This is a genomic window from Sphingobium sp. (genome assembly GCF_041987595.1).
In the GTDB taxonomy this organism is placed as follows: Bacteria; Pseudomonadota; Alphaproteobacteria; order Sphingomonadales; family Sphingomonadaceae; genus Sphingobium.
This window is the reverse complement of sequence record NZ_JBHIWJ010000121.1, coordinates 1-11,608: the sequence shown is the minus strand read 5'-3', so window position 1 is coordinate 11,608 and position 11,608 is coordinate 1. Positions and strand designations below refer to the sequence as shown.

Here is an 11,608-nt window from a genome sequence, read left to right as displayed (position 1 = left end):
TCGTGCGCGGCCGCCTCGTTCTGGGCGGCTGGGTGATGGATGGTCAGAAAATCAGGGAGCCTTCCGGCGTCATCCGGGCGTTCGATGCCGTCACGGGCGCTTTTTCCTGGGCCTTCGACATCGGTCGCCCCGACGATCACGGGCTGCCGCCGCGCGGCGGCGTCTTTACGCCGGGCACGCCCAATAGCTGGGCGCCCATGAGCTCGGACGAAGCGCTGGGCCTCGTCTATGTGCCGACAGGGAATGCAACGCCCGATTATTTCGGCGGGCATCGCACCGTCAATGATGACCTCTATTCCAGTGCCGTGCTGGCGCTGGATGCGGAGAGCGGGGCGGTGCGCTGGTCCTTCCAGACGACCCATCATGACCTGTGGGACTATGATGTGCCCGCCCAGCCGACGCTGGTCGATCTTCCCGGCGGCGTGCGCGGCCTGCTCCAGCCGACCAAGCGCGGGGAGATATTCTTCCTCGACCGGGCGACCGGCAAGCCCCTGTTGCCGGTCGAGGAACACCCCGTCCCGCAGGGCGTCGTTCCCGGCGAACGCCTGTCGAAGACCCAGCCTTATTCGGTCGGCATGCCCAGTTTCGGCGGGCCGCGTCCGACAGAAAAGGGCATGTGGGGCCTCACGCCGATCGATCAGGCGATGTGCCGCATCCGCTTCCGCCAGGCCCGCTTCGACGGGGACATGACGCCGCTGTCGACCGAGCATCCCACTCTCACCTGGCCCGGCTATCTCGGCGGGATCGACTGGGGCGGAGTATCGGTCGATCCCCGGCGCGGGTTGATGATCGTGAACAACAACCAGGTCGGCAACTATAACCGCCTGATCCCCAGAGCCGTTGCGGACCGGCAGGGCATCAGACCGATGAACGCCGCCCATATGAGCGATGTCGGTGGCCCGGTCGCCCAGAGGGGCGTGGCCTATGCCGCCCATATCGCCCCCTTCCTCTCCCCGCTTGCGATTCCGTGCCAGCAGCCCCCCTATGGCCGCATCAACGCGGTGGACCTCAAAACCGGCAAACTGGTGTGGAGCAGGATATTCGGCACCTCGCGCGACAGCGGCCCTCTGGCCCTGCCAACCTTCGTGCCGATTCCCATGGGTGTGCCCAATATCGGCGGGTCGGTGGCGACCGCGAGCGGCGTCACCTTCATCGGCGCGACGCAGGAGCATATGTTCCGCGCCTATGAGACGACGACCGGCCGGCTGCTCTGGAAGGCGCGACTGCCCGCCGGCGGCAATGCCTCTCCCACCACCTACTGGTCGAACGCGAGCGGGCGCCAGTTCGTGGTGATCGCGGCGGGCGGGCACGGCGCGATGCTGTCGGGCGCGAGCGACCAGCTGATCGCCTATACCCTGCCCGAACGGAAATAGAAGCGGACCCGTTAGCGGTTGCGCCTGTCGGGGTCATAAATCGCCGGAAGATGACAGTCGATCCTATCCTTTGGCGGGCAAGTTTAGCCGTCGCCTCTTTATGTTTTCAGCCGAAACTAGGGGAGGATGAACATGCCCGCACATGGCAGTCTGGTGAGACGCTTGCCCGTCGGCGCCGATGATGAACGTGCGATCGAACATGTGTTGCTGCGCTACGCCACCGGCATCGACACGCGTGACTGGCCGCTGTTCCGGACCTGCTTCGCGCAGGATTGCGAGGCCGATTACGGCAGTTTCGGGCATTGGCGCGGCCCGCGCGAAATCGCCGAATATATGGCCGACGCCCACCGCCATATGGGGCCGACGCTGCACCGGATCACCAATATCGTGATAGAGAAGCGCAACGATGAGGTGCACGCGCGCAGCTATGTCGATGCGCTCCTGCCGGAGGCGACCCAGGGCGGCGTGACCCATCGCGCGGCGGGCTATTATGAGGATTGCCTGGTCCGCACCTCGGACGGCTGGAAGATTTCCCGCCGGAAATTCACCATGGTCAAGGCGGGGCTGGATGGCTGATCTCAACCGCCAGGTTCTGTTGACCTCCCGCCCGTCGGGAATCGCGCAGGCGGAAAATTTCGCGATCCGGCACGCGCCGGTCGAACAGCCTGCGCCGGGTCAGATTCTGGTGCGCAATCACTATCTTTCGATCGAACCGGCGATGCGCGGCTGGATCGCCGATGCGGGCAACTATGCCGCGCCCGTCGCCATCGGTTCGGTCATGCGCAGCCTTGCCGTGGGCGAGGTCGTGGCCTCCGCACATCCCGACTATGCGGTGGGAGAGCATGTGTCCGGCTGGTTCGGCTGGCAGGACTATGCCTGCGTCGCAGCCGATCAGGTCGTCCAGCGCACCACCGCACCGGAGATGCGGGCATCGCTCGGCATTCTGGGCATCAACGGCATGACGGCCTATCTGGCCCTTACCCTGATCGGCCAGCCGCGCGCGGGCGAGACCATCGCGGTATCCACGGCGGCCGGCGCGGTCGGTTCGGCCGTCGGCCAGATCGCCCGCATCCTTGGCTGCCGCACGATCGGCATCGCGGGCGGGCCGGTCAAGGCGCGACGCTGCGTGGATGAGTATGGCTATGACTGCGCCATCGATTATCGCGCCGGGAACATAAGCGCGGCGATCGCCGAGCATGCGCCCAAGGGTATCGACATTTATTTCGACAATGTCGCGGGCGCGATCAGCGACTCGGTTCTGCCGCATCTGGCACAGCGCGGGCGCGTCATCGTGTGCGGAACGGCATCGATCGACCGCTGGGAGCCATGGCCCACCGGGCCGCGCGTCGAACGCCATCTGCTGGTCAAACGCGCCCGTATGGAAGGCTTCGTCATCTTCGACCATGCCGATCGCTATGCCGAAGCGACAGCGCAATTGCGGACATGGATCGCGCAGGGCCGGCTCACATGGCGCGAGGATATATTGGACGGCATCGAATCCTGCCCCGACGCGCTCGCTGGTCTCTATCGCGGCGAAAATGACGGCAAGAGGCTGATCCGTCTTATCTGATCTGGAAAGAGGAAGTCACGTCATGGATCATCTGGAAGGGCAGATTGCCATCGTCACCGGCGCATCGTCGGGCATCGGCGCGGCCAGCGCCCGCGCGCTTGCGGCAGCGGGCGCGACCCTGGTGCTGGTCGCCCGCCGCGCCGACCGCCTCACCGAACTGGCAGAGGAACTGGGCCGCGGCAGCACGGCCTTTGCCGCCGACATGGCGGACCCGGACGCGCCGCAAAGGCTGCACGATTTCGTCCTCGACCGCTTCGGCCGGGCCGACATATTGGTCAACAATGCCGGCATGTTGCACGCCGCGCCGATCGACGCGTTCGACCTCGATCAGTTGCGCCCGATGATCGCGATCAACTATGAAGCGGTGGTGCGCGCCAGCACCCTTTTCGCGCGGACGATGAAGGCGGCCGGCAGGGGCCAGATCATCAACATATCCAGCATCGGCGCGAACATCACCGCCCCCGGTGTGGGTGTCTATGGCGGCCTCAAGCGCGCGCTGGAAGCGTTTACCGACTGCCTGCGGGTCGAACTCGCCGGGTCGGGCGTCAAGGTCGGCATTGTCGCGCCCGGCACGACCAGCACCGAGATTTTCGAGGATATGAAGGCCAGGGGGCAACCGTCCTGGGACAGCTTCATCCCGCCGATGCTGCCCAGCGACATCGCCGACGCCGTCGCGGTCATCGCGCAGCAGTCCGAACGCACCAACATCGCCCGCATCCAGGTCTATGCCGCAGCGGACAGCCATTAACGCCCCGGCCGGAGCCGGAGTGTCCGGCGATCAGTCCAGCGTGGCGTAGGCGTCCAGCCGGAACGGATTGACGTCGCCGCCATTGCGCATCTTGGCCACCCATTGGGCATCCATCAGCAGCGCGCGGCCGACCGCGATCAGGTCGAATTCGCCGCGCGCCATCCTGTCGGCCACCAGCGCCAGATTGTCGGTCATGACGGTCGGCTGCGCGAAGGAGGATTGCAAATCCTTGCTGAGGCCCACGCCGCCGACCGCGATGGTCGGTTTGCCGGTCAGCTTCCTGACCCAACCCGCCAGCCCCATGTCGGAGCCTTCGAAGGCCGGTGCCGTGAAGATGCGTGTGCTCGCGTCGAATATGTCGATCCCCGCCTCGACCAAGGGAGCCAGCATCGCTTCCAGTTCGCCGGGCGTTTCCACATTGCGCGCCTCATAATCCTGAAGCTTCCACTGGGAGAAGCGGAAGATGACCGGAAAATCGGGCGCGGTCGCGGCCCGGATCGCCCGCACCAGCTCGACCGCGAAGCGCGCCCGCTCGGCAATCCCGCCGCCCCAGCGATCTTCCCGCATATTGGTGTGGCGCCACAGAAAACTGTCGATCAGATAGCCATGCGCCCCATGCAGGGCCACGCCGTCGAAACCCACCGCCTTCGCATTGGCCGCGCTGCGGGCGAAGGCGGCGATCAGGTCGCCGATTTCGCTGTCGGTCAGCGGCGCGGTGGGCGCGCGCACCTGTTCCAGATAATCGGGCGGCACGATCGCTTTGTCGGTCGGGCCCCAGATGCCGGACGGACGGGCTGACGGCGCATCGGGATGATAGCCCGTGCCCGGCACGCGAATGACGCCCTGATGCCATAGCTGGGGGATGATGAGGCCGCCCGCGTCATGCACGCCGGCCACGATGTCGCGCCAGCGCGCCAGCGCTTCCTCGCCATGCAGGACGGGCGAAGCGCCGCCGCCCATGGTTTCGCGTCCCACTGCGGCGGGATGATCGACCCCCACCCCTTCGGTGATGATCAGCCCCACATCGGCTTCGGCACGCCGCCGATAATAGCCGGCCACCCCTTCCGAGGGGATGCCGCCCGGCGAGAAATTCCGCGTCATCGGCGCCATCACGAACCGATTGCGCAGGTGAAGCGAGCCGATCGTGAACGGTGTATATAAAATCTCGGCCTGCCCCATCAACGCGATCCTCTCATCTGCCTGTCAAACGACCGTGCCGCAGGGAACGAGCGCCAAAAACCTATCGAGCGACAGGATATCCGCCCCCCCGGACCCGCGCATGGTCACGCCGACTTCAGACTTCTTCGATGGCAAGGGCGGACTGCGGACAGGCTTCGGCCCCTTCCCGGGCCAGTTCCTCCAGTCCTTCGGGGACGATCTCGTCGTCCACATACACGATACCATTGGCGTCGAGCTTGTAAATTTGGGGGCATATCTCGGCGCAAACGCCATAGCCGCAACAGGCCGCCTTATCGATCACAACTTTCAGTTTCTGGCTCATCCAGCCTCTCCTTCCTATTAAAGACACATTACACCTTGAACAGATTTAGTTCAATATGTATAACACGACTCAATCAAGGAAATCCTCCAGGAGAGCAAGATGCTGCACAATGCCGGGCTGACGCTGAGCGACGGAACGACGCTTGACGACCTCATCGACCGCGACATGAACGAAGTGTCGTTGCGGGTGATGAACGACAAGGAACTCTATGAGCTGGAGATGGAGCGCATCTTCGCGCGCACCTGGCTGCTCCTTGGCCATGAGTCGGAAATTCCCAAGGCGGGCGACTATGTCATGCGCGACATGGCGGAAGATAATGTGATCGTCTCGCGCGACCGCAGCGGCGAAATCCACGTCATGCTGAACGTCTGCCCCCATCGCGGCATGAAGGTCTGCACGGCGGAAGCGGGTAATGCCCACGCCCATCGCTGCATCTATCATGGCTGGGCCTTCCGCGCGGACGGCAGCTTCATCGGCGCGCCGATCGAAAAGGAGCAGATGCACGGCAACAAGCGTTCGAAGGACGAGCTGGGCCTCAAAAAGGCCCGCGTCCATCTCTATGGCGGCCTGATCTTCGCCACCTGGAACAAAGATCTGTCGTTCGAGGATTATCTGGGCGACGCCAAATTCTACCTCGATCAGCTTTTCTGCCGCACCGACAATGGCCTTGAGATGCTTGGCCCCCCCCAGCGCTTCGTGCTGCCGTGCAACTGGAAGATCCCCGGCGAACAATCCGGCTCGGACGGCTTCCACACCCTGACGCTGCACCGTTCGCTGATGGAAGGCGGGATCATGGGCGGCACCGCGGAGTCGATCTACGACACCGCGCCGGGCATGTATGGCGTCGACCTTTCTGTGCCGCAGGGCCACACGCTGCGTTGCCTGGAAGCGGCGCAGACCTTCAAGATGTTCGCAGACGTCAGCTTCGAGGGAAAAACCACGGAAGAACGGCTGCATCTGCTGCCGCCGCCCGGCATCACCAAGGAATTGATCCCTCAGCTGTTCGAGAATCTGTCGGAAGATCAGGTCAAGCAGCTGGCGAACATCCCGCCCCAGGTCGGCGGCATGTTCCCCAACATACTGATCGCCTTCATCTTCGCGCCCCGCACGGATGGCGGCGCTTCGGGCGCCCTGTCGCTGCACACCTATGTCCCCAAGGGGCCGGACAAGGTGGAGTTCGTGAACTTCATCTTCGCGGAAAAGGACGCGCCGGAAGATGTGAAGCGCGACATGCTCCAGAACGCCATCTGGTCGACCGGCACGTCGGGTACGATCGAGCAGGACGACGCCGACACCTGGCCGCAGATCATGCGCAATTCGCGTGGCCATATGAGCAAGACCATCACGCTCAAATATCAGGCGCTGCACGGCCATGAGCGTCCCGAAGGCTGGGTCGGCGGCGGCGATCTCTATCCCGGCTTCACCAAGGACGACACGCAATGGGCCTGGTGGATGGCCTATTATAATCTGATGGCCGAAGCCTGAGCCGCGGCGACGAGAGAGGACAGATATCATGGTGAACTACGCGACCGCCGCCATCGACAAGACCAGCGTCCTGCGCGGTCTTGTCTCCACCAAGCGAGTGCCGCTCGGGTCGGAAGTCTATAACCGCCTGCTCGAAACCCTCTATGACGAAGCCGCCGCGCTCGACGAACGCCGGTTCGACGACTGGGTGGCTTATCTGGAACAGGATTTGAGCTACACCGCTCCCCTCCGCCTCACCCGCAACGGTCCGAACAAGGACCGGGACGTGGTGCGCACGATGAAGCATTTCGACGAGAATTACGGCTCGATCCTGATGCGGACCGGCCGTCTGGCGAAGAGCGCCTGGGCCGAAGATCCGCCGTCGCGCACGCGCCGCTTCGTCACCAATGTCCGCATCGCCGAAAGCGAAACGACCGGCGAATATGAGGTTGTGAGCTACCTCTATGTCGAGCGCAGCCGCATGGACAATCCGGAGAATGAGACGATCAGCGCCGAACGCCGCGACATCTGGCGGCTGGTCGACGGCGCGTACAAGCTGGCGAGCCGCGAAATCATCGTCGACCAGTCGACGCTCGGCATGTCCAACTTCGCCATCTTCCTCTGACCGGAGCGGCTTCGGTGACGGAAACCCCGCATATCGTGGTCGTCGGCAGCGGCCTTGCCGGCTATGGCGTCCTGCGTGAGCTTCGCAAGCTTGCGCCGGACGCCCGGCTGACGCTGGTCACGCAGGATGACGGGCATTTCTATTCCAAGCCCGCTTTGTCGACCGCGCTCGCCAAGGGCAAGGTTGCCGATACGCTGATCACCACGCCGGCGGAAAAGATGGTCGCGCAGCTGAAGCTCGACCTGCGGGCCGGCCGTATCGTCGAAGCGATCGACCGGCAGGACAAGGCCGTTCTGACCACCGGCGGGCCGATCTTCTACGACCGGCTGGTGCTGGCGATGGGCGCCGATCCGGTCCGGCCGCCGATCGACGGGGACGCCGCGCACCGCGCGCTCGCGGTCAACAATCTCGACAATTATCGCGACTTTCGGGAGGCCTTGCCAGATGGCGCCCGCGTGCTCGTCATGGGCGGGGGCCTTGTCGGCACCGAATTCGCCAACGACCTTTCCGCAAGCGGCTATCAGCCGGTGGTCGTCGACATGCTCGGCCATCCCCTGGCCCAGCTCGTGCCGCCAGGCGTCGGCCAGATGATCCGCGACGCGCTGTCCGAAAAGGGCGTGGAATGGCATCTGGGCCGCAAGGTTCTGGCCATCCATAAGGGCGAAAGCGGGATCAGGGCCGAACTGGACGACGGCTTGGTGATCGAGGCGGCGGCGGTTCTTTCCGCCGTCGGGCTGCGTCCGCATATCCAGCTCGCACAGGAGGCAGGGCTGGAGGTCGCGCGCGGCATCAAGGTCGATCAGACGGGCTGCACCAGCGATCCCGCCATCTATGCGATCGGCGATTGCGCCGAATATCCGCAGGGACTGGCGGCCTATGTGACCCCGATCATGGCCGCCGCCCGCGCCATCGCGCCCAGCGCGCTCGGCACGCCGACGGATATCCGCTTCCCGCCGCTGTCCGTACAGGTCAAGACCACCGCCTATCCCGTCGTCCTGCTGCCCGCGCCCATGGGCGTGGAAGGACAGTGGCAGGAAATCGCCAATGACGAGCGCGGCATCAAATATCATTATCACGACGCGGACGGGGCGATCCGCGGCTATGTTTTCACAAAAGACTATTGCCAGGAACGCATGGACATGGACCGTGCCCTGAGCGAGCAGATGACAGGAGCGGTAGCGTGACGGGATTGGTGAAGGACAAGGTCGCAATCGTCACCGGCGGCGCCAAGGGGCTGGGCTACGGCATTTCCCGCTGCCTTGCAGAGGCAGGCGCGCATCTGCTGATCACCGGCCGGGACGGGGCCGCCGCTGAAACCGTCGCGGCGGAAATCACGCAAAGCTTCGGCGTCCGCGCCGTCGGCATGTCGGCCGACATGGGCGTCAAGACCGAAGTGGAGGCGATGATCGATCGCGCCGTCAGCGAATTTGGCGGGCTGGACATATTGGTCAACAATGCGTCGCAGCTTTCGCCCAATGTGCTGCTGGAGCAGAAAACGGACGAGATGCTTCAGCGGACACTGGAGATCGGCACCTGGGGGAGCTGGTGGGCCATGCGCGCCGCCTTCCCGCATATGAAGGCGCGCGGCGGCGGCTCGATCATCAATTTCTATTCGATCGACGCCCAGACCGGCGCATGGCTTCACGCCGACTATAATATGAACAAGGGCGCGATTCTCGGGCTTACCCGGACCGCGGCGGTCGAATGGGGCCGGTTCAACATCCGCACCAACGCCATCGCGCCGACCGGCATGGGGCAGGTGTTTGCGGACCTAGCCGAAAACGTCCCCGGCTTTCTTGAGATGGCGACCGCCAGCAACCCGCTCAAGCGCGCGGGCGACCCGGAAAAGGATATCGGCCCGGTCGTCCTGTTCCTCGCGTCGGAAATGTCGCGCTTTGTGAATGGCGAGTTGATCAATGTGGATGGCGGTCAGCATCTGCCGGGCTATGTGAGCGTTCCGCACAATCTGGCAGAGATGGAAGCCCAGACATGAAACTGATGCCGCACGCCGACTGGAACGAAATCGTCGCCACCGATCAATCGGGCAGCGTCCAGAAGATCATGGACGGCACGTTGCGCGCGATCAACTCTATTGGCGCGCGCCGCCTGTCGATGAGCGACATCAGCGAGAGCAGCGGCGTCTCGCGCGGCACGCTCTACCGCTATTTCGCCTCCAAGGAGGAAGTGCTGGCGGCCTTCAGCGAATATATCTGCAGCAGCTTCGAAAAGGGCATTGTGGAATCGGGCGAAAGCATTGTTGAGCCGATCGAGCGCTTCCGCGCGGTGATGCGTTTTTACGGCCGCTTCACGATCGAACGCTCGCCCGAAGGCATTTTCGAGGTCGAACCGGCCTTCCATCTCAATTTCCTGCGCAGCCATTTCGGTCGCCATAAGGCCGCGGTCCAGCGTGCGCTGGATCCGGTACTCGACTATTTCGACATGCTCATCGACAGCCGGATCAACCGGGACGCGTTCTGCGACACGATGGTCCGCCTGCAACTGAGCACTCTCATCATTCCCGCCACTCCGGAGTGGCTGGCGATCTGGAACAGCGCGCCCGATCGGTTGTGCGAATGGGCATTGCAGATCGCCGGGCACCATAGCGAACATAAGAAAGGATGAACTGATGGCTACTGCCCCCAAGGTGGATAATGAAATCCAGTGCGGCTTTGCCGAAAAGGCTGTCGCTGACGCGATGGTGGAAAAAGCGCGCGGCTTTCGCGCCTTCCTGCAAAGCGAGGCGCCCGAGGGCGAGAAGCGGCGCAATCCTACCCCCGCCGTGGACAAGATGCTGAAGGAAGAAGGATTCCTGCGTATGCTCCTGCCGCAGCGGCTGGGCGGCATGGGCCTCTCCCCCACGGATTTCTGCCGGGTGCAGATGGAAATCGCCAAGGGCGATCCCGCTATCAGCTGGGTGATCCAGATCGTCAACGGAACGAGCTGGATCACCAGCCTCGCGCCCGATGGCGTGCAGGACGCGGTGTTCGGCGGCAGTCCGCAGTCGGTCTGCGGCGCCTACAACCCTCCCGGCAAGGCGCGCAAGGTCGACGGCGGCTGGATCATCAACGGCAAATGGCCCTATATGTCCGGTTCGCGGCAGTCGAACTGGGCGCAGCAGGGCGTGGTGCTGGAAGGATATGACGGTCCCGTCGTTCCCGGCATCAGCATGTGCTATCTGCCGATGGACAGCATGACCATCGAAGACACATGGTTCGTTTCCGGCATGCAGGGCACCGGGTCCGACACGGCGGTCGCCAAGGATGTTTTCATCCCCGACGCCCAGATGGTGCTCATGGATGAGCGCGCCGGACAGATCGACCGGACGAAGCGCCATTTCGGCGCCCCCTCCGATCTGCTGCCCGCCGTGCCCGTCGTCCGCACCACCGGCATCGCCCAGCTGATCGGCGCGGTTGAGGCCATGCTGGAAATCGTCACCGCCGAGGCCCCCAAGAAGCCGGTGCTGACGACCATCATCGGCCCGCGCACCAGTTCGGGCGCCTATATGCGCGATCTGGGCGAAGCGGCAGCGATGATCGATACCGCCAAGCTGATCCTGTTCGACCTGACCGCCAAGCTGGACCGCGTCGGTCTGGGCGAGGAATTCACCCTTGCGGAGAAGGCGAGGCAGCGTGCAGGCGGCGCGCAGATGATCGAACTGGTTCATGGCGCCAGCGAATCGCTGATGTTCCAGGCCGGGTCCTCTGGCTTTGCGCTGGACAAGCCGATCAACCGCTACTGGCGCGACATTTCGATGGCGCTGCGGCATATCCAGAATATCCCGACCATCGGCTATGAAATCTATGGCCGCAACCTGACCGGCGCCGATCCGATCTCGCCGCCGGGCGCCTATTGAGGTCGATAAGCCATCGAAAGGAGGGTTGCCCGGTCGAAAGAATGGGCAACCCTCCTTCCTCCGCGGCCCGGCCGCATCCATCACGACCATAGGGGAACGCCATGCGGACCGCCCTGATCGACAGCGATGGCGGCTTCGCGCTGGCCGATCATCCCGAGCCAGCCGCCCAGCCCGGCTGTCGCGTCATAGAGGTTGCGGCGGCCGGAATCGGCCCCACCGACCTCATGCGCGCGAAGGGCTTTTTCGGCCCCGTCAGCGCGCCCTATGTGCCGGGCGGCGAGGGTGTCGGGCGCCTGGATGACGGCAGGCGCGTCTATTTCGGCCATAGCAGAGCGCCCTTCGGTGCCATCGCGGAACGCACGCTCGTGGCCGAAGAGGAAATCTGGCCTGCCCCCGACGGCCTTTCGGACGACCAGTTGATCGCCCTCGCCATCTCCGGCACCGGCGCACTGATCCCGCTGGAAGAGGCGCGGA

12 protein-coding genes and 1 pseudogene are annotated in these 11,608 nt (G+C 64.2%); 11 read left to right on the top strand and 2 right to left on the bottom strand.

The genetic code is table 11. The annotated features are described in order from the left end of the window. The 4 genes from ACFC3J_RS20045 to ACFC3J_RS20030 form a co-directional block, all read left to right on the top strand. Positions 1-1,373 (top strand): PQQ-binding-like beta-propeller repeat protein (locus ACFC3J_RS20045; RefSeq protein WP_375197790.1); only part of this gene is annotated, 1,373 nt, incomplete at its 5' end. A gap of 126 nt (positions 1,374-1,499) precedes the next feature. Then, positions 1,500-1,949, top strand: a complete 450-nt coding sequence (locus ACFC3J_RS20040) for a nuclear transport factor 2 family protein (protein ID WP_226869704.1) — start codon at positions 1,500-1,502, stop codon at positions 1,947-1,949. Next, on the top strand, positions 1,942-2,943 hold the full coding sequence (locus tag ACFC3J_RS20035; protein ID WP_375197789.1) for an NADP-dependent oxidoreductase: 1,002 nt from the start codon (positions 1,942-1,944) through the stop codon (positions 2,941-2,943). Before ACFC3J_RS20040 ends, ACFC3J_RS20035 begins: the two co-directional genes overlap by 8 nt. Before the next feature lie 22 nt (positions 2,944-2,965). After that, on the top strand, positions 2,966-3,691 hold the full coding sequence (locus ACFC3J_RS20030) for an SDR family oxidoreductase (protein WP_375197788.1): 726 nt from the start codon (positions 2,966-2,968) through the stop codon (positions 3,689-3,691). Positions 3,692-3,721: 30 nt separating this feature from the next. Here the strand turns inward: ACFC3J_RS20030 and ACFC3J_RS20025 are convergent, their stop codons facing one another. Next, a complete protein-coding gene (locus ACFC3J_RS20025) occupies positions 3,722-4,870 on the bottom strand; it encodes an NADH:flavin oxidoreductase (protein ID WP_375197787.1) in 1,149 nt (382 codons plus the stop codon). Between the two features lie 115 nt (positions 4,871-4,985). Then, positions 4,986-5,192: a ferredoxin gene (locus tag ACFC3J_RS20020; RefSeq protein ID WP_066563029.1), complete on the bottom strand. Its 207-nt coding sequence runs from the start codon at positions 5,190-5,192 to the stop codon at positions 4,986-4,988. Positions 5,193-5,291: 99 nt separating this feature from the next. On the opposite strand from ACFC3J_RS20020, the gene ACFC3J_RS20015 reads away from it, so the two are divergent. The 7 genes and pseudogenes from ACFC3J_RS20015 to ACFC3J_RS19985 all read left to right on the top strand — a co-directional run. Continuing rightward, positions 5,292-6,677, top strand: coding sequence for an aromatic ring-hydroxylating dioxygenase subunit alpha (locus ACFC3J_RS20015; RefSeq protein ID WP_066563031.1), 1,386 nt, complete (start codon positions 5,292-5,294; stop codon positions 6,675-6,677). Between the two features lie 28 nt (positions 6,678-6,705). After that, positions 6,706-7,281 carry an aromatic-ring-hydroxylating dioxygenase subunit beta gene (locus ACFC3J_RS20010; protein WP_375197786.1) on the top strand — a complete coding sequence of 192 codons (576 nt, stop codon included), beginning with the start codon at positions 6,706-6,708 and terminating at the stop codon, positions 7,279-7,281. 14 nt (positions 7,282-7,295) lie between these two features. Further along, entirely contained in the window at positions 7,296-8,465 is a 1,170-nt protein-coding gene (locus ACFC3J_RS20005) for an NAD(P)/FAD-dependent oxidoreductase (protein WP_066563038.1), read from the top strand. After that, entirely contained in the window at positions 8,462-9,274 is an 813-nt protein-coding gene (locus ACFC3J_RS20000; protein ID WP_066563040.1) for an SDR family NAD(P)-dependent oxidoreductase, read from the top strand. The genes ACFC3J_RS20005 and ACFC3J_RS20000 overlap by 4 nt, the downstream gene beginning before the upstream one ends. Next, complete coding sequence (locus ACFC3J_RS19995; protein ID WP_066563041.1) at positions 9,271-9,903, top strand: TetR/AcrR family transcriptional regulator; 633 nt, start codon at positions 9,271-9,273, stop codon at positions 9,901-9,903. The genes ACFC3J_RS20000 and ACFC3J_RS19995 overlap by 4 nt, the downstream gene beginning before the upstream one ends. A 4-nt stretch (positions 9,904-9,907) precedes the next feature. Next, a complete protein-coding gene (locus tag ACFC3J_RS19990) occupies positions 9,908-11,134 on the top strand; it encodes an acyl-CoA dehydrogenase family protein (RefSeq protein WP_206377303.1) in 1,227 nt (408 codons plus the stop codon). A 101-nt stretch (positions 11,135-11,235) separates the two neighbouring features. Next, a pseudogene (locus ACFC3J_RS19985) lies at positions 11,236-11,608 on the top strand (oxidoreductase); the annotation flags it as partial.

What these genes read in the sequence shown, in the direction of transcription:
- ACFC3J_RS20040 (WP_226869704.1), top strand. Translation starts at nt 1,500, where the DNA reads ATGAACATGCCCGCACATGGCAGTCTGGTGAGACGCTTGCCCGTCGGC.
- ACFC3J_RS20035 (WP_375197789.1), top strand. Translation starts at nt 1,942, where the DNA reads ATGGCTGATCTCAACCGCCAGGTTCTGTTGACCTCCCGCCCGTCGGGA.
- ACFC3J_RS20030 (WP_375197788.1), top strand. Translation starts at nt 2,966, where the DNA reads ATGGATCATCTGGAAGGGCAGATTGCCATCGTCACCGGCGCATCGTCG.
- ACFC3J_RS20025 (WP_375197787.1), bottom strand. Translation starts at nt 4,870, where the DNA reads ATGGGGCAGGCCGAGATTTTATATACACCGTTCACGATCGGCTCGCTT.
- ACFC3J_RS20020 (WP_066563029.1), bottom strand. Translation starts at nt 5,192, where the DNA reads ATGAGCCAGAAACTGAAAGTTGTGATCGATAAGGCGGCCTGTTGCGGC.
- ACFC3J_RS20015 (WP_066563031.1), top strand. Translation starts at nt 5,292, where the DNA reads ATGCTGCACAATGCCGGGCTGACGCTGAGCGACGGAACGACGCTTGAC.
- ACFC3J_RS20010 (WP_375197786.1), top strand. Translation starts at nt 6,706, where the DNA reads ATGGTGAACTACGCGACCGCCGCCATCGACAAGACCAGCGTCCTGCGC.
- ACFC3J_RS19995 (WP_066563041.1), top strand. Translation starts at nt 9,271, where the DNA reads ATGAAACTGATGCCGCACGCCGACTGGAACGAAATCGTCGCCACCGAT.
- ACFC3J_RS19990 (WP_206377303.1), top strand. Translation starts at nt 9,908, where the DNA reads ATGGCTACTGCCCCCAAGGTGGATAATGAAATCCAGTGCGGCTTTGCC.